This window comes from Streptomyces tateyamensis, assembly GCF_003205575.1.
Lineage (GTDB): Bacteria > Actinomycetota > Actinomycetes > Streptomycetales > Streptomycetaceae > Kitasatospora > Kitasatospora tateyamensis.
Window position 1 is genome coordinate 1 of sequence record NZ_PYBW01000134.1, and the last position, 16972, is coordinate 16972.

The 16972-nt window shown below is 74.1% G+C and carries 15 protein-coding genes and 2 tRNA genes; 8 read left to right on the plus strand and 9 right to left on the minus strand.

All coding sequences use genetic code 11. From position 1 onward, the window contains the following. Positions 1 to 413 precede the first annotated feature (413 nt). The 3 genes from C7C46_RS28695 to C7C46_RS28705 all read left to right on the plus strand — a co-directional run bounded on the left by C7C46_RS28695 (position 414) and on the right by C7C46_RS28705 (position 4591). A complete protein-coding gene (locus C7C46_RS28695) occupies positions 414 to 1931 on the plus strand; it encodes a hypothetical protein (protein ID WP_110672884.1) in 1518 nt (505 codons plus the stop codon). A gap of 163 nt (positions 1932 to 2094) precedes the next feature. Then, positions 2095 to 3633: a N,N-dimethylformamidase beta subunit family domain-containing protein gene (locus tag C7C46_RS28700; RefSeq protein ID WP_110672846.1), complete on the plus strand. Its 1539-nt coding sequence runs from the start codon at positions 2095 to 2097 to the stop codon at positions 3631 to 3633. Positions 3634 to 3691: 58 nt separating this feature from the next. Continuing rightward, on the plus strand, positions 3692 to 4591 hold the full coding sequence (locus tag C7C46_RS28705; protein WP_110672847.1) for a phosphoribosylaminoimidazolesuccinocarboxamide synthase: 900 nt from the start codon (positions 3692 to 3694) through the stop codon (positions 4589 to 4591). Positions 4592 to 4693: 102 nt separating this feature from the next. Here C7C46_RS28705 and C7C46_RS28710 read toward each other — a convergent pair. From C7C46_RS28710 to C7C46_RS28720, 3 genes are all read right to left on the minus strand, one after another. Next, positions 4694 to 4769, minus strand: a tRNA-Gly gene (locus tag C7C46_RS28710). A 45-nt stretch (positions 4770 to 4814) separates the two neighbouring features. After that, a tRNA-Gly gene (locus tag C7C46_RS28715) sits at positions 4815 to 4887 on the minus strand. Positions 4888 to 5037: 150 nt separating this feature from the next. Beyond that, a complete protein-coding gene (locus C7C46_RS28720) occupies positions 5038 to 5355 on the minus strand; it encodes a histone-like nucleoid-structuring protein Lsr2 (protein ID WP_035847257.1) in 318 nt (105 codons plus the stop codon). A 491-nt stretch (positions 5356 to 5846) separates the two neighbouring features. Here C7C46_RS28720 and purS point away from each other — a divergent pair, with 491 nt between their 5' ends. The 4 genes from purS to C7C46_RS28740 all read left to right on the plus strand — a co-directional run bounded on the left by purS (position 5847) and on the right by C7C46_RS28740 (position 9948). After that, positions 5847 to 6098 carry a phosphoribosylformylglycinamidine synthase subunit PurS gene (purS, locus tag C7C46_RS28725; protein WP_110672848.1) on the plus strand — a complete coding sequence of 84 codons (252 nt, stop codon included), beginning with the start codon at positions 5847 to 5849 and terminating at the stop codon, positions 6096 to 6098. Continuing rightward, positions 6095 to 6775 (plus strand): phosphoribosylformylglycinamidine synthase subunit PurQ, encoded by a 681-nt coding sequence (gene purQ / locus C7C46_RS28730; protein ID WP_110672849.1) that lies wholly within the window; start codon positions 6095 to 6097, stop codon positions 6773 to 6775. Before purS ends, purQ begins: the two co-directional genes overlap by 4 nt. A 1-nt stretch (position 6776) precedes the next feature. Further along, positions 6777 to 9032 carry a phosphoribosylformylglycinamidine synthase subunit PurL gene (gene purL, locus C7C46_RS28735; protein ID WP_110672850.1) on the plus strand — a complete coding sequence of 752 codons (2256 nt, stop codon included), beginning with the start codon at positions 6777 to 6779 and terminating at the stop codon, positions 9030 to 9032. 76 nt (positions 9033 to 9108) lie between these two features. Continuing rightward, on the plus strand, positions 9109 to 9948 hold the full coding sequence (locus tag C7C46_RS28740) for a sterol carrier family protein (RefSeq protein WP_110672851.1): 840 nt from the start codon (positions 9109 to 9111) through the stop codon (positions 9946 to 9948). A gap of 91 nt (positions 9949 to 10039) precedes the next feature. Here the strand turns inward: C7C46_RS28740 and C7C46_RS28745 are convergent, their stop codons facing one another. Next, positions 10040 to 10459, minus strand: coding sequence for a DUF3151 domain-containing protein (locus tag C7C46_RS28745; protein ID WP_110672852.1), 420 nt, complete (start codon positions 10457 to 10459; stop codon positions 10040 to 10042). Between the two features lie 132 nt (positions 10460 to 10591). Further along, positions 10592 to 11614 (minus strand): class II fructose-bisphosphate aldolase, encoded by a 1023-nt coding sequence (gene fbaA, locus C7C46_RS28750; protein WP_110672853.1) that lies wholly within the window; start codon positions 11612 to 11614, stop codon positions 10592 to 10594. A gap of 262 nt (positions 11615 to 11876) precedes the next feature. On the opposite strand from fbaA, the gene C7C46_RS28755 reads away from it, so the two are divergent. Then, complete coding sequence (locus C7C46_RS28755; protein ID WP_110672854.1) at positions 11877 to 12617, plus strand: DedA family protein; 741 nt, start codon at positions 11877 to 11879, stop codon at positions 12615 to 12617. Positions 12618 to 12700: 83 nt separating this feature from the next. Here C7C46_RS28755 and pyrE read toward each other — a convergent pair whose 3' ends face one another. The 4 genes from pyrE to C7C46_RS28775 all read right to left on the minus strand — a co-directional run bounded on the left by pyrE (position 12701) and on the right by C7C46_RS28775 (position 16870). Further along, positions 12701 to 13249, minus strand: coding sequence for an orotate phosphoribosyltransferase (gene pyrE, locus C7C46_RS28760; protein WP_110672855.1), 549 nt, complete (start codon positions 13247 to 13249; stop codon positions 12701 to 12703). A 32-nt stretch (positions 13250 to 13281) separates the two neighbouring features. After that, positions 13282 to 14304: an SRPBCC family protein gene (locus tag C7C46_RS28765; protein ID WP_110672856.1), complete on the minus strand. Its 1023-nt coding sequence runs from the start codon at positions 14302 to 14304 to the stop codon at positions 13282 to 13284. A gap of 88 nt (positions 14305 to 14392) precedes the next feature. Further along, a complete protein-coding gene (locus C7C46_RS28770) occupies positions 14393 to 15919 on the minus strand; it encodes a polyamine aminopropyltransferase (protein ID WP_110672885.1) in 1527 nt (508 codons plus the stop codon). A gap of 300 nt (positions 15920 to 16219) precedes the next feature. Beyond that, positions 16220 to 16870, minus strand: coding sequence for a DUF2617 family protein (locus C7C46_RS28775; RefSeq protein WP_110672857.1), 651 nt, complete (start codon positions 16868 to 16870; stop codon positions 16220 to 16222). Positions 16871 to 16972: the final 102 nt, after the last annotated feature.

Genomic DNA, 16972 nt, shown 5'->3' on the forward strand with positions numbered 1-16972 from the left:
GGGCCGGCAGCGCCCTTTCCTCGTTCGCGCCAACGCGGGCCGGACGGCTCGCCGCGCCGGTCCGACCTTGCGAACGGGCGGGCGATTCCAGCCCTTCGAGTGAATGCGAGGTCATCCGGCTGACGTCGGTGGCTCCACCGCCGTAGGGTGCGCTGAATCGCGGGCCCGCCGGTGGCGGCTCCGCGGTCGCCGCCGGGTGCGTGGGCCCGGCCGGGGGGAAGCTGCAACTGTCACCGGGACGAGTGGTATCCGGCCGTAGCCGGAACACCGGCCCCCGCGGGTGCGTCCAACCAGTACCGGGTCCGCTCCCGGGGCACCGCAGGGCGGCACCGGGGGAGTCCACCCGTCGCCGGTCCCACGACACCAGGCAGCAGCACACAGCTCCGAGACTCCCGAGGGGGGTGCAGCACCGGATGGCCGCTCTCGACGCCGCGCGCGCACGGGCTCGCGCCGTGCTGCGGATCCGCAGTCTGGCCAGGGCGGCCGCGGTGCTGCCCGCCGCCGTCGCCGTGGTGCTGCTGGCCGGCCGGCTGACCGGCCGGATCGGCGCTCCCGGGTCGCCCGACGCGGCCGGCTGGGACGTGGTCCGGTGGGTCGTCGGTGCACTCGCCCTGCTGGTCGCCGCCGTGGCGGTGGCCGCGGTGGTCCGGCACGCCCGGGCGGTGCCGCCGAGCACTCCGGCGATCCCGGTGCCGGCCGCCCGGGCCCCCGAGCTGCACCGGCTGATCCACGAGCTGGCCGGCCGGCTCGGCGTGCCCGCCCCGGCCGCCATCGCGCTCACCCCGGACTGCGACAGCTGGCTGGAGGAGCCGCCGGCGGCCGTCCCGGTGCTGCGCGGCCTGCTGCGCCCCGCCGCCGAGTCGGTGGCGCCCACCCTGGTGATCGGCTCGCCGTTCCTGTGGTGGATGCGGGCCGACGAGCTGCGCGCGCTGCTCGCCCCGGTGGTGGCCGGCACCGCGGCTGCCGCCGACCCGGAGATCGCCGCCGCCCGCAGGTTCGTGCGCGGGCTGGACGCGGCGCTGGGCCAGGGCCGGCGCGGTCTGCTGGCCCGGCTGCTGGACCGGATCACCCGCACCCTGCTGCGGGCCTGCCGCGAGCACGTGGCGGAGCTCGAGCGGGCCGCCGCGGCGGCCGCCTCCGAGCAGGCCAAGGCGGTCGACTACGGGTTGCGGGTGGCCGCCCAGGCCCAGGTCGGGCTGGCCTACGCGGGCTGGGACCGGCTGCTCACCCGGGTCGCGCTGCCCGCCTGGCAGCTGGGCCGCTGCCCGGCCCAGCTGAACGCCGGCGTGGTGTCCGCGCTCACCGAGCTGTCCCGCCGCGACCGGCTGGCCGAGGGGTACGAGAGCCGGCTCGGCGACCGCCCGGCCTGCGACCTGCTGGAGGAGCCCGGCGCGGCGGACGCCGAGGTCTCGCTGCTGGCCGCCCAGCTGTTCCACGGCCCGGTGCCCGGCGGGCGGGCCGAACTGCACTGGGAGGACTACCCGGAGCAGGTGGTGGACCGCGGCTGGCGGCTGCAGGCGCTGGCCCTGAAGGAGGCGCTGGACCAGGTCGCGCCGCCGCCCGCGCCCGCTCGGCCCGAGCCGGCGCTGGCCCGGCTGCTGGCCCTGCTGGAGGCGGGCCGGGTGGGCGAGCTGGCCCGGGCGCTGGCCGCCGCCGCGCCGCCCGCGGTGCCGGGGGCCGCCGAGCGCGGCAGCCGGGAGCTGCTGGCCGACTGCGTCACCGCGCTGGTCTGCTGCGCCGCGGTGGACACCGCGGGCGGGCGCCCGGGCCTGGACTGGCTGGACGGCCCGGTGCTGCTGCTCGGCGGGGTGCGCCGCGGCGACCTGGCCGAGCCGGTGGCGGACGCGGTGGAGCTCGGCCGCGCCGCCCCGCTGCGCGGCTGGCTGGAGGCGGCCGGGGTGCGGCTGGAGAAGCCGGTCCGGCTCGGGTAGCTCGGGGTCCTGGCGCCCGGGGAGCACCTGACGAGCGCTCAGCGGGCGCCGCGCGCACCAAATCGACGGCCTGGGGGTGACGCACCGTCGGCCGGGTGTGGTCTGCTGGACCACTCGCATATTTTCGGGGCACATGCCGGAGCGCGTACCACGGGAGGGCGGCATGGACAGGGAGTCGTCGGGTCGCAGATGGGAGTCCGGGACGCTCGCGCACGGCGTCTCGGACCCGTTCGGCCAGGGCCCGCTGCCCTGGCTGCGCAGCCCCGACCACTACTTCGAGGGCACCGAGGACCCGATCCCCTGGTACGTCAGCGCGGACGCGCCCGGCCAACTGCCGCTGCCCGCCGCGCCGCCGCCGCTGGTCGGCACCCCGCGCAACTCGGACGACGTGGTGCAGCAGATCAAGGGCTTCGCCGCGGCCGGCGCGGTGCACCCCGGCGGCGCGGTGGACCTGCGGGTCACCGTCAACCCGCCGCGCGACTTCCGGGTCGACGTCTACCGGATCGGCCACTACGCGGGGGCCGGGGCCCGGCACATGACGGCCAGTCCGCTGATCCCCGGCCTGCGCCAGCCCGCCCCCCTGGTGGCCGGACGGACCGTCAGCTGCCACCACTGGTGGCACTCCTGGCGCCTCCAGGTCCCCGCGCACTGGGCCCCCGGCGCGTACGTCGCGGTGCTCACCACCGCCGACCAGCGAAACCGCAGCCACGTCCCGTTCACCGTCCGCGACCCGCGCACCGACGGTCCGGGCCCCGAACTGCTGCTGGTGCTGCCGGACGTCACCTGGCAGGCGTACAACCTGTTCCCGGAGGACGGCCACAGCGGGGCCAGCCTGTACCACTGCTGGGACGAGCACGGCGGGCTGCTCGGCGAGTCGGCGACGGCGGTCACCGTCTCCTTCGACCGCCCGCACGCCGGGGCGGGCCTGCCGCTGCACGTCGGCCACGCCTACGACTTCATCCGCTGGGCCGAGCGGTACGGCTACCCGCTGGCCTACGCCACCGCCACCGACCTGCACGCCGGCCTGGTGGAGCCGTCCCGGCACCGGGCGCTGGTCTTCCCCGGGCACGACGAGTACTGGTCGGAGCCGATGCGCCGCAGCGCCGAGCGGGCCCGGGACGGCGGCACCTCGCTGCTCTTCCTCTCCGCCAACGCCCTCTACTGGCGGGTCGAGCTGGGCCCGAGCGCGGCCGGCGAGCCGAACCGGCTGCTGCACTGCCGCAAGCGGCAGCGGGTGCTCCCCGGGTCCCCGGCGGCCGGCCTGCCCGGCGCCGCCAGCGCGCTGTGGCGCGACGCGGGCGAGCCGGAGCAGCACCTGCTGGGCATCCAGTACGCCGGCCGGGTGGCCCAGCCGGTGCCGTTGGTGGTGGGCAACACCTGGCACTGGCTGTGGGCCGGCACCGGCCTGGCCGACGGCGACCGGGTGCCGGGCCTGGTGGCGGGGGAGGCGGACCGCTACTTCCCCAAGGTGGCGCTCCCCACGAGCACCGAGCGGGTGCTGCTCGCGCACTCCCCCTACCAGGACGACCTGGGCCGCCCCCGGTACCAGGAGACCTCGCTCTACCGGGCCCCCAGCGGCGCCTACGTGTTCGCCGCCGGCACCTTCGCCTGGTCGCCCGCACTCGACCGCCCCGGCCACACCGACGAGCGGATCCAGCGGGCCACCGCCAATCTGCTGGACCGGGTCTGCAAGGACGGCTGAGGCCTCGCGTGAAAGGATCGGGGGCGCCCAGCGACCCCCCCACTTGCGAGGAACGACCTTGAGCGGATTTGTCACCAAGCCCGAACCGGTCCAGGTGCCCGGCCTGGAACACCTGCACACCGGCAAGGTGCGCGACCTCTACCGCGACCAGGCGGGCCGGCTGGTCATGGTGGCCAGCGACCGGACCTCGGCGTTCGACTGGGTGCTGCCCAGCGACATCCCGGACAAGGGGCGGATCCTCACCCAGCTCTCGCTCTGGTGGTTCGAGCGGATCGCCGACCTGGTCCCCAACCACGTGATCTCCACCGAGGTCCCGGCCGGCGCCCCGGCCGACTGGGCGGGCCGGACCATGGTCTGCGAGCCGCTGGAGATGTTCCCGGTGGAGTGCGTGGCCCGTGGCTACCTGACCGGCTCCGGCCTCAAGGAGTACGACGTCTCCCGCACGGTCAACGGCATCGCGCTGCCCGCGGGCCTGGTGGACGGCTCCGAGCTGCCGGCCCCGATCTACACCCCGGCGCTCAAGGCCGAGGTCGGCGAGCACGACGAGAACGTGCCCTACGAGGAGACGGCACGCCGGATCGGCGCCGAGTGGGCGGCCACCCTGCGCCAGATCACGCTGGCGGTCTACGGCCGGGCCCGGGACATCGCCCGGGAGCAGGGCCTGATCCTGGCCGACACCAAGTTCGAGTTCGGCCGCCGCGGTGAGGAGCTGGTGATCGGCGACGAGGTGCTGACCCCGGACTCCTCGCGGTTCTGGCCGGCCGACCGGTGGGAGCCGGGCACGGCGCAGCCCTCCTTCGACAAGCAGTTCATCCGCGACTGGCTGGCCTCGCCCGAGTCCGGCTGGGACCCGGCCGGCGAGCTGCCGCCGCCGGTGCTGCCGCCGGAGATCCTGGAGCGCAGCCGGGCCAAGTACGTGGAGGCCTACGAGCGGCTGACCGGGACCAGCTGGGACTGAGGCAGCTCGGGCGGCCGACCGGGCGCTTGCCCGGTCGGCCGCCGGATCCCGGAGATGGCAGGAAATGCGAAATGGGCCCCCGAAGGAGACCCATTTCACTACTGGAGCGGACGACGAGATTCGAACTCGCGACCCTCACCTTGGCAAGGTGATGCTCTACCAACTGAGCCACGTCCGCACGATCTTCACTTGTTTTGCACAACACCGTAACGGTGATCCTGCGAGCGGACGACGAGATTCGAACTCGCGACCCTCACCTTGGCAAGGTGATGCTCTACCAACTGAGCCACGTCCGCACGGTGTCTGTCGACACCGGTCGCTACTCCCGGTGGCCTGTTCGGCCCCGGTTGTGGCGACGAGAAATACTCTACCCCATCGCCGGGAGTGCTCACGCATCCCTTCCGCCGCCGCTGTCCGGCGACGGCGGAAGGGGCGCCCGACGACGGTCAGTTCGCCTCGGAGAACGCTTCGTAGACGTGCTTGGGGATGCGGCCGCGGGCCGGCAGTTCCATGCCCCGGGACTGGGCCCAGGCGCGCACGGCGGCCGGGTCCGGCGCCAACGCGGTGCGGCGGAAGGACTTTCCGGTGCGGCTCTGGCGGCGGCCGGCGGCGACGAAGGGGGCGAGTGCCTCGCGGAGCTTTTCCGCGTTGTCCAGGGACAGGTCGATCTCGTACGACTTCCCGTCGACGCCGAAGTGGACGGTTTCGGCGGCCGCGCCGCCGTCCAGGTCGTCGGAGAGCGTGACGACTACACGCTGAGCCATGGGTGTCAATCCTCTCGGCAATTCGGCCGACCGGGCGCGGTGTGCCACGGCAGCCATGTGCTCCGGCAGTACCGGAACGCGCGGCAGGAGCAGTGGGGCCCACCGGCGGTCCGCGGCGCACACGGGGTTCCCGGCACCATCGGTGGCCCTATTCTGCACCGGTCCTTCCAAGAAATCGATGGGCACTGCTTTCTTTTCCGGATATTCACCTCGCTTCGCCGTCGCACCGTTACTTCGGCGGTGATTGGCTCGGGTATCCGTGGTCGATCTGTCCGGAGTGCCGGTATTCGCCGGGCTCCGGGCGGCCGCTGACCGACCCTTTAAAGGGGGAGGAATCGGACCTCGGGGAAGGGCGGAACCCAAGGGGCGTAAGGGGCGTTGGTCTACGCGCGTCGCGCAATGGACGTCACATCCCGTGCAGCCGAACGGCCTCCGGGCCCCGGTAGTCTGAAGGTCCCCCGCCTTCACGCACCACACCTTTGGGAGTGCCAGTGGCACGCGTCGTAGTCGACGTCATGCTCAAGCCGGAGATCCTCGACCCCCAGGGACAGGCGGTGCAGCGCGCACTGCCCCGTCTCGGATTCACCGGGATCGCCGACGTCCGCCAGGGCAAGCGTTTCGAGCTGGAACTGGAGGGCCCGGTCGACGACGCCGCGCTCGCCCGCATCCGCGAAGCCGCCGAGACGTTTCTCGCCAACACCGTGATCGAGGACTTCACCGTTCGGGTGGAGGACGGCCAGTGACCACCCGCGTCGGCGTCGTCACTTTCCCCGGTTCGCTGGACGACCGCGACGCCCAGCGCGCGGTGCGTCTGGCCGGGGCCGAGCCGGTGGCGCTCTGGCACCGCGACAAGGACCTGCACCAGGTCGACGCGGTGGTCCTGCCGGGCGGTTTCAGCTACGGCGACTATCTGCGGGCCGGGGCGATCTCCCGCTTCTCGCCGGTGATGGCGACCATCATCGAGCAGGCCAGGCTCGGAATGCCGGTCCTCGGTATCTGCAACGGCTTCCAGGTCCTCACCGAGTCGCACCTGCTGCCCGGCGCGATGCTGCGCAACAACCACCTGCACTTCATCTGCCGGGACCAGAAGTTGCGGGTCGAGAATGCGACCACGGCCTGGACCTCGGATTACCAGGTGGGCCAGGAGATTTCCGTCCCGCTGAAGAACATGGACGGCCGCTACACCGCGGACCCGCGCACCATCGAGGAGCTCGAGGCCGAGGGGCGGGTGGTTTTCCGCTACGTCGACGTCAACCCGAACGGCTCGATCAACGATATTGCCGGGATCACCAACGCGGCCGGCAACGTGGTCGGCCTGATGCCGCACCCCGAGCACGCCGTCGAGCCGCTGGTCGGCACCGGCCGTACCGACGGCCTGCCGTTCTTCACCTCCGTCCTGAAGCAGCTGGTGAGTTCCTGAGATGAGCCTCGACACCGTAAAGAACGCCGAGCAGACTCCCGACGCGGGGCAGCCCTGGGCCGAACTCGGTCTGAAGGCGGACGAGTACGCCCGGATCCGCGAGATCCTCGGCCGCCGCCCCACCGGCGCCGAGCTGGCGATGTACTCGGTGATGTGGTCGGAGCACTGCTCGTACAAGAGCTCCAAGGTGCACCTGAAGCAGTTCGGCGAGAAGGCCCCGCAGTCCGACGCGATGCTGGTCGGCATCGGCGAGAACGCCGGCGTGGTCGACGTGGGCCAGGGCTACGCGGTCACCTTCAAGGTGGAGTCGCACAACCACCCCTCGTACATCGAGCCCTACCAGGGCGCGGCCACCGGCATCGGCGGCATCGTGCGCGACATCCTGGCGATGGGCGCCCGCCCGGTCGCGGTGATGGACCCGCTGCGGTTCGGTGCGGCCGACCACCCGGACACCCGCCGGGTGCTGCCGGGGATCGTGGCCGGCATCGGCGGCTACGGCAACTGCCTGGGCCTGCCCAACATCGGCGGCGAGGTCGTCTTCGACTCCTGCTACCAGGGCAACCCGCTGGTCAACGCGCTCTGCGTGGGCGTGATGAAGCACGAGGACATCCACCTCGCGCAGGCCAGCGGCGCCGGCAACAAGGTCATCCTGTACGGCGCCCGCACCGGCGGCGACGGCATCGGCGGCGTCTCGGTGCTGGCCTCGGAGACCTTCGACGCGACCGGCCCGGCCAAGCGCCCGGCGGTCCAGGTCGGCGACCCGTTCCAGGAGAAGCTGCTGATCGAGTGCACCCTCGAGGTGTTCCGCGAGAAGCTCGTCCTGGGCATCCAGGACCTGGGCGGCGCGGGCCTGTCCTGCGCCACCTCGGAGCTGGCCTCGGCCGGTTCCGGCGGCATGCGGATCGACCTGGACCTGGTGCCGCTGCGCGACGCCACGCTCTCGCCGGAGGAGATCCTCATGAGCGAGTCGCAGGAGCGGATGTGCGCGATCGTCGAGCCCGGCAAGGTCGAGCGCTTCCTGGAGATCTGCGAGAAGTGGGACGTCATCGCCACCGTGATCGGTGAGGTGACCGAGGGCGAGCGGCTGGAGATCTTCTGGCACGGCGAGCAGGTGGTGGACGTGCCGCCGCGCACCGTGGCGCACGACGGCCCGGTGTACCAGCGCCCGTACGCCCGCCCGTCCTGGCAGGACGCGCTGCAGGCCGACGCCCCGACCGCCGAGCGGCTGGCCCGCCCGGGCACCGGCGAGGAGCTGAAGCAGACGCTGCTCAAGGTGGCCGGCTCGCCCAACCAGGCCTCCAAGGCGTGGATCACCGACCAGTACGACCGGTTCGTGATCGGCAACACCGTGCTGGCCACCCCCGAGGACTCCGGCATGGTCCGGATCGACGAGGAGACCAACCTCGGCGTCTCGGTCGCCACCGACGGCAACGGCCGGTACGCCAAGCTGGACCCGTACGCCGGCGCCCAGCTGGCGCTGGCCGAGGCGTACCGCAACGTCGCGGCCAGCGGTGCCAAGCCGCTCGCGGTCTCCGACTGCCTCAACTTCGGCTCCCCCGAGGACCCGGACGTGATGTGGCAGTTCGCCGAGGCCACCCGCGGCCTGGCCGACGCCTGCCTGGTGCTGGGCACCCCGGTGACCGGCGGCAACGTCTCGCTCTACAACCAGACCGGTGAGGTGGCCATCCACCCGACCCCCGTGGTCGCGGTGCTGGGCGTGATCGACGACGTCACCCGGCGCACCCCGATCGGCTTCGCCGACGAGGGCCACCACCTCTACCTGCTCGGTGACACCGCCGACGAGCTGGGCGGCTCCGCCTGGTCGCAGGTGGTGCACGACCACCTCGGCGGCCTGCCGCCCAAGGTGGACCTGGAGCGCGAGCGGCTGCTCGCCGAGATCCTGATCGCCGCCTCGCGCGACGGCATGATCGACGCGGCGCACGACCTCTCGGACGGCGGGCTGGCCCAGGCGCTGGTGGAGAGCTGCCTGCGCGGCGGCCTCGGCGCCCGGGTGATCGTCCCCGCCGAGCTGGACCCGTTCGTCTTCCTCTTCTCGGAGTCGGCCGGCCGCGCGGTGGTGGCGGTGCCGCGCAGCGAGGAGCTGCGGTTCACCGACATGTGCGGCGCCCGCGGGCTGCCGGCCACCCGGATCGGCGTGGTGGACGGGGACGCCCTGGAGGTCCAGGGCCAGTTCACCGTCTCGCTGGCGGAGCTGACCGAGGCGCACACCGGTGTGATCGAGGCCCTGCTCGGCTGAGGGTTCGTCACGGAGCGGCCCGCCCCTGCCGGGGCGGGCCGCTTTCGGCTGTCCGGGCAGCCGGTAGGTTGGCGCCATGGCGAACACGGCGGCCCGCAAGGCGCGCTCCTACGATCCGGCCAAGGTACGGGCGGCGCTGGCCGCCCAGACCGACGCGCTGCGCACGGTGGTGCGCGGGCTCTGCGCGGACCCGGCGGCCGAGGAACTGCTGGCCGGGCCGACCCGGCTGGGGGAGTGGACGGTGCGGGAGCTGGTGGCGCACCTGGCGCTGCAGCTGGCCTGGGCGCCGGCCCACCTGGCGGACCCGGTCGAGGGGCGGGCGGCACTGGACCTGGCCGGCTGGGTGGGCGGGGTCGGCTCGCTGGCCGAGCTGCTGGACGCCGGCACCAGGCAGTACGGCGCGCAGGCCTTCGCCGGGCCGCCGGCCGAGGTGGCCGCCGGCTTCGACGCGGCCGCCGACGCGCTGCTCGCGCTGCTGGCGGGGCCCGAGGTGCGGGACGAGCGGCGCCGGTTCGAGATCCGGTTGGGGTCGATGACGCTGACCGACTTCCTGATCACCCGGCTGGTCGAGGCGGTGGTGCACGCCGACGACCTGGCCGCGGCGCTGGGCCCGGCCGAGTTCCCGCACGACCGGTTCGCCCTGGCCACGGTCTGCCGACTGCTCGCGGACGCGTTCGCCGCCCGGGTGCCCGGCGGTGCGGTGGAGCTGCGGGTGCCGCCGTTCGCGGTGGTGCAGGCGGTGCCCGGGCCCCGGCACACCCGGGGGACCCCGCCGAACGTGGTGGAGGCGGCGCCGCTGGACTGGATCCGGCTGGCCACCGGGCGGGTGGGGTGGGCCGAGCTGGCCGACGGGCCGCGGCTGACGGCCAGCGGGGAGCGCAGCGACCTGAGCGGCTACCTGCCGGTGCTGCGCTGACGCGAAGAGCGCCAATGTGAAGAGCGCTGACGCGAAGGGCACCCGCCGGAGTCCGGTGGGTGCCCTTCGGCAACGGGTGCGCGCGGTGCTACTACTGCTTCAGCTCGGCGTAGGCCTCGGGGCTGCTGTCCCGTAGGAACTGCCAGCAGCGCTCGGCCTCCTCGGCCTCCTTGATCGAGTCGGCGGCCCGGGCCAGCCCGGCCAGGCAGCGCAGGAAGCCGCGGTTGGCGCGGTGGTCCCACGGCACCGGACCGTGGCCCTTCCAGCCGGCCCTGCGCAGCGCGTCCAGGCCGCGGTGGTAGCCGGTGCGCGCGTAGGCGTACGACTCGACGACCCGGCCCTCGGCGAAGGCGTCGTCGGCCAGCATCGCCCAGGCGAGCGAGAACCACGGGTAGTCCGCCGCGAGCTGGGTGGGTGACGCGGACTCCTCGGCGAGCCGGCGGTACGGCTCGGGATCCTCGGACAGCAGCGTCGGGCCCGGGCCCGCGAGCAAGTTCTTGTGGTCAGTCATGCTTCCCAGTCTGCCAGCCGCCCGGGCGGCCCCGGTGCGCCCGGGGTGGAGGTTCGGCGATCACCCCCGCGGGCGACGACGACGGCGGGCCCGGCCGGCGGCTGCCGGCCGGGCCCGTCAGGCCGCGTGGGCTCACTTCAGGCGGTTGCCCGCCGAGCGCAGGGTCTGGGCGGCCTCGAGCACGCGGGCGGCCATGCCGGCCTCGGCCAGCTTGCCCCAGGTGCGCGGGTCGTAGGTGTTCTTCTTGCCGACCTCGCCGTCGACCTTCAGCACGCCGTCGTAGTTGCGGAACATGTGGTCCACGACCGGGCGGGTGAAGGCGTACTGGGTGTCGGTGTCCAGGTTCATCTTGACCACGCCGTTCTCCAGCGCGGTCTCGATCTCCTGCTGGGACGAGCCGGAGCCGCCGTGGAAGACGAAGTCGAACGGGTCCTGCTTGCCGTACTGGGCGCCGATCGCGTCCTGCAGGTCGCGCAGCAGCTCGGGGCGGAGCACCACGTTGCCCGGCTTGTACACGCCGTGCACGTTGCCGAAGGAGGCGGCCAGCAGGTAGCGGCCCCTCTCGCCCAGGCCGAGCGCCTCGGCGGTGCGCACGCCGTCGTTGACCGTGGTGTAGAGGGAGTCGTTGATCTCGTGCGAGACACCGTCCTCCTCGCCGCCGGTCGGGGTGATCTCGACCTCGAGGATGATCTTGGCGGCGTGCGCGATGGCCAGCAGCTCCTGGCCGATGGCCAGGTTGTCGGCCAGGGTCTCGGCCGAGCCGTCCCACATGTGCGACTGGAAGAGCGGGTTCTCGCCACGGGCCACGCGCTCGGCGGAGATCGCCAGCAGCGGGCGGACGTAGCCGTCCAGCTTGTCCTTGGGGCAGTGGTCGGTGTGCAGCGCGACCGTGATGTCGTACTTGGCGGCCACGATGTGGGCGAACTCGGCGAGCGCGACGGCGCCGGTCACCATGTCCTTGTTGTGCTGGCCGCCCAGGAACTCGGCGCCACCGGTCGAGATCTGGATGATGCCGTCGCTCTCCGCCTCGGCGAAGCCGCGCAGGGCCGCGTGCAGGGTCTGCGACGAGGTGACGTTGATGGCCGGGTAGGCGAACTTGCCTGCCTTGGCCCGGTCCAGCATCTCGTTGTAGACATCGGGGGTTGCGATGGGCATGCGAATCCGCTCCTGTCGGTGTGGGGCTGTCGGACGACGCTGTCCGATGCTCGATACGCCTGTTGGTACATGGCGTCGGCGCGGCTGGAGGAACGAGGGTGGTCCTCGACCGCGGGCGGGACACCTGGCTCATCCTCCCAGACTCGTGTCCGGGGACACCACCGCGCCCGCCACTCGGGACGGCCAATCGGACAAAGCAACCGGAATGCCCTGAAGGCCCCGTCTTCAGACTCCTGCCACCCGGGCGCGCTATCCTGCGCCCGTGAACCCCTCCACCACCGACCTCGCGGTCAACCTCCTGGATGCCAAGTCACTGATCAGCTCGGTCGGGACGATCGGCCTGCTGGCGATCATCTTCGCCGAGACCGGTCTGCTGATCGGCTTCTTCCTGCCCGGCGACTCGCTGCTGATCCTCGGGGGTGTGGCGGCTTCCTCGGCGGCGGCCACGGCCTTCGGCCCCGGGGTGCAGATGCCGATCGCGGTGCTGCTGCTCGCCGCCCCGCTCTGCGCCGTCGCCGGTGCCCAGCTGGGGCACCTGCTCGGCGCGAAGGTCGGCACGAGGATGTTCGACAAACCCGACTCGAAGATCTTCAAGCGCGAGTACGTGCAGAAGGCCGAGGACTACTTCGCCAAGTTCGGTCCGGAGAAGGCCGTGGTGATGGCCCGCTTCATCCCGATCGTGCGCACCTTCCTCAACCCGGTGGCCGGGGTGCTGGAGATGCCGGCCCGCAAGTTCTTCGTGTGGAACGTGATCGGCGGTGTGCTCTGGACCGAGGTCATGCTCTGCATCGGGTACTTCTTCGGTGACTCGATGGCGCCGGTGATCGACAAGTACCTGATCCCGGCGATGGCGCTGATCATCCTGCTGTCGATCTCGCCGATCCTGGTCGAGCTGGTCCGCGACCGGAAGAAGCGCAAGGCCGGACTGGTCGCGCCGGCCGCCGCCGAGCCGGGCGAGCCGGGTGAGCCGGTGCAGTCCGGCGGCCGGCACCGCCGCGGCTGAGCCATAGACGACGAACAGCCGGGGCGGGCGCCTTCGCAGGCGCCCGCCCCGGCTGTTTCACGTGAAACATCCGGCCCGGACGGTCAGCCCAGGTCGAGGTCGGCCGCGGTGAAGACGGTGTAGTAGGGCAGCCCGGCCGCCTCGATGGCCGGCGCGGCGCCGCGCTCGACGATCACCGCGACGCCGACCACCTCGGCGCCCGCCTCGCGCAGCGCCTCGACGGCGGTCAGCACCGAGCCGCCGGTGGTGGAGGTGTCCTCGACCGCGAGCACCCGGCGGCCCTTGACGTCCGGGCCCTCGATCCGGCGCTGCAGGCCGTGCGCCTTGCCGGCCTTGCGGACCACGAAGGCGTCCAGCTCGCGGCCGCGCGCGGCGGCGGCGTGCAGCATCGCGGCGGCGACCGGGTCGGCGCCCAGGGTCAGGCCGCCCACCGCGTCGTACTCCAGGTCGGCGGTGGCGTCCAGCAGTACCCGGCCGACCAGCGGAGCGGCCTGCGCGTCCAGCGTGATCCGGCGCAGGTCCACGTAGTAGTCGGCCTCGCGGCCGGAGGAGAGGATGACCTTGCCGTGCACCACGGCCTTGGTCTTGATCTGCGCCAGCAGGGCGTCGCGGTCGTTGCTCGGGTTGCTCATGGGCAGTCAGTCTATGCGGCGCCCGGCCCAGGTCAGCGGCGGCGCAGCACCCGGGCCACGATCACCGCGCCGCCGAGCAGCGCGACCCCGCCGCCGATCACCCAGGGAGCGCTGAGCCGGCGGTGGCCGGTCGCGGCGCCGCCCGGCTGGTCGCCGTACCAGCGGGTGGCCGCCCGGGCCCGGGCGCTGCGGGCCGGCAGCGCGGGGGCGTAGCGGCCGCGCGGCGGGGCGTGGTCCACCTCCTCGGCGGAGCGCCCGACGATGCTGCGCCGGACCGGGCCGCCGAGCAGCTCGTCCGGGAAGGGCGGCAGGTCGGCGTCGAAGCCGTCCTCGGCCGAGCGCCCGAAGCCGTAGGGCACGTCGATCCGACCCCAGCCGGCGGCCGGCTCGGCCCCCTCGGGGAGGTCCGGAGCCGGTCCGGTGTCCTCCTCGCTGCCGGGGAAGGCGATCAGGTCGGAGAGGTCGTCGGCGAACAGGTCGTCCGGCAGCTCCTCGGCCTCCGCGGCCCCGGCCGGCAGGTCGGGGACCACGGTCAGGGTCGGGGTGCCCGACGCGTCCGGGTCGGCCGGCTCGGACCCGGCCGGCTTCTCGGCCATTTCCGCGGCCAGCGCGGCGGCGAAACGATCCAGCAGGCGGCGCCCGGCGGCGGCCAGGACGGCCGCGTCGAACTCGGCCAGCCGCCCGCCCGGCGTCAGGTCGGCGTGCCAGCGCAGCACGGTGGCCTGCTCGCCGTCCGGCTCCAGGCCCAGGCGCACGGTGGCCACCACCTCGCCGTCGCCGCGCGCCTCCTGGCCCTCGACCAGGGCCGTCAGCACACCCGAACCGCCTCTGCGGATCAGCGAGATGACGCCCCGGTAGGTGATGGTGGAGCTGCCGACCCGCAGCTTGAGCCGACCGTGGATCTCGGCCGGGGCCGGTGCGGCGGACTTCCCGGCGGCCCGGGGCGCCTCGGCCTCGGTGCTCAGCCCCGGCACGCAGCGGGCGAGCAGCGCGGGATCTTCCAGGGCCAGCTGGACGAGCTCGACCGGCAGCGGGACGGCAACCTCATGCTCCATACCTGTGAGCCTACCGACCCGCCGCACGGCGTGGAGAGCACGCCACCGGGTTGGTCGGCAGGCTCGCTCCGGTGGCGGCTCGGCGCCGTCAGCGCGGCTCCAGCAGCGTGCTCGGCGGGGGCAGCGGCTGCGGGCGGCCGGTGGCCAGCCGGGTGGCCGCGGCGGACAGCTCCGGGGCGGTGAAGGAGCGCGGCGGCGGGGCGTCGGCGGCGAGCGCGGGCTCGGGCCGCAGGTCCCTGGCGGCCAGCAGCACGGTGGCCGCGTCCCCGCTGCCCGCCGGGTCGCAGGCCGGCCCGCTGCCGGGGACCGGGAAGGGCACGGTGAACAGCCCGGCGGCGCGCAGGCCGGCCTCCACCGTCCACAAGCCCGGACCCGCCGGTGCGGGCACCGCGAGCCGGCCGGCGGTGGCCAGCCGGGCGGCGGCCAGGCCGTAGAACTCGACCGCGTGGTACTCGCTGCGCGAGGCCCGCTCGGGGGCGGGCAGGTCGGCCAGCACCGCGTCGAACCGCTCGGTGGCCGAGTCCTCGCGCAGCCAGGCCAGCGGGTCGGCGGTGACCACCCGCACCCGGGGGTCGGCGAAGGAGTGCTCGCCGAGCGCGGACAGCGCCGGATCGGTGCGGGCCAGCGCGGGCACCGCCGGGTCCAGGGTGACCACCAGCACCTCGGTCACCTTGCGGTGGCGCAGCACCTCGCGAAGCGCCAGGCCGTCCCCGCCGCCGAGCAGCAGCACCCGGCTGTCCCCGACGCCGGCCAGCGCGGGGTGGACCAGCGCCTCGTGGTAGCGGTACTCGTCGCTGCCGCAGGCGGCCAGCCGGCCGGACAGGTAGAGCCGCAGCGGCTGGCCGGCCTGGGCCGGGACCCGCGCCTGGCCGGTCAGCACGATCTCGCCGTACCGGCTCTGCACCGCCTGCCGCGGCGTGGTGCCGTACAGCGCGTGCCGGGCGGCCCGCTCGATCGCGCCGGTGCAGGCGCCGGCCACCGCGAGCACGGCCAGCACGGTGCCGCAGCCGGTCCACAGCAGCAGCCGGGCCCGCGGACTGGGCTCGTCGCGGAACAGCCAGAGCACCACGGCCGCGCCCGCCACCGCGTTGACCGCCCCGGTCAGCAGCGCGCCGTCGGCCTGGCCGAGCGCGGGCAGCAGCAGGAACGGGAAGGCCAGGCCGCCGATCAGCGCGCCCACGTAGTCGGCGGCGAACAGGTCGGCTGCGGCGCGGCCGGCCTCCTCCCGGCGGATCCGCTGGATCAGCGTCATCAGCAGCGGGATCTCGGCGCCGATCAGCACCCCGATCAGGCAGGTCAGCGCGATCAGGGCGACCTGGTAGCGGCCGAGCCAGGCCCAGCAGGCGTAGAGCAGCAGCACCGAGAGCCCGCCGACCACCGCCAGCGCGCACTCGACCAGGGCGAAGGAGACGGCCGCGCGCCGGGTGAAGTGCTTGGCGAGCAGCGAGCCCAGGCCCATGGCGAACACCATCACGGAGAGCACCACGGAGGTCTGGGTGACCGAGTCGCCCAGCAGGTAGCCGCCGAGCGCGACCAGCTCCAGCTCGTAGACCAGGCCGCAGGCGGCGCAGACGAAGGCCGCCAGCAGCACCAGCAGCCGGGCCCGCGCCGGCAGCCGCCGGGGCCGGCCGCCGGGGCGGGCGGCGACCGGCGGGCCGCCGGGCCCCGTCGCCCCCTCGCGCTGCCGACCGCGGGCCCGGCTCCGGGTGCCGAGCCGCGCGCGGCGCACCGGCAGGGCCAGGGCCGGGCGGCGGGTGCGGACGGGGTCGAGGCCGGGCTGGGCGGGTGGGCCGGTCGGCTGGTTGATCACGAAGAAACGCTAGGCGACCGGGCACCGGTACAGCTGCACCCGTTGGAGGGACAGCGGCCGGGTTCGGGTTGACCGGTCGTCATGGTGTTCGGCCCGCTCCCCGCCTCACCGGGCGACCGGTCGGGTCAGCGCGCACCTGGGGGCGGCCCGCGCCGCGCCCGGGCCGCGGACCACCAGCGAGGAGCGGGTGCAGACCAGCCGTCCCTCCTGCGGGTAGGCGTGCCAGGTCCGCCAGAGCACCCGTTCGGCGCTGCCCTGGGCGACCAGCGCGGTGAAGGCGCTCGGATCGCCCGGGAAGACGCCGGCCAGGCCTCTGGGGTGCTCGTCCACCAGGGCCAGGATCTCCTGGGCCCGGGCCGCGAAGACGTGCGGCGGCAGCGACTCGATCCGGGCGGCGAACTCGTACTCCCAGCCGGCCACTTGCTCGGCCACCCGGGCCGGCAGCGGGGTCCGGCGGCCGGGCAGGCAGGCCACCGTCTCCAGGCACTCGCCGGGGCCGGCCGCGATCACCACCTGGTGCGAGGCGCCGAGCAGCCGCAGCTGCAGGGTGCCGGCCGCGGCGGTGCGGCCGGTTCTGCCGCTCGCGATGCTGCCGCTCTCCTGGTGGCCGTCCGGGCCCGCGGGTACCAGGGCGTCGGCGGGACCCGGCAGCGGCAGGTCGCGCACCGCGAGCGCGGGCAGCGGTCCGCCGCCGAGACACCAGGCCAGGTCACCGGCGCGGGTGTCGGTATAGGAGGTCTGCAGTGTGGTGAGCATGCTCGGCTCCGCAATTCAGCTCCGTACGCGCCCCCGTGCAGTGCCCGACTCGGCCCGACGGCCGGCTGGTGGCTTGCTGTGCGGTCCAGGACGCGGCCGACC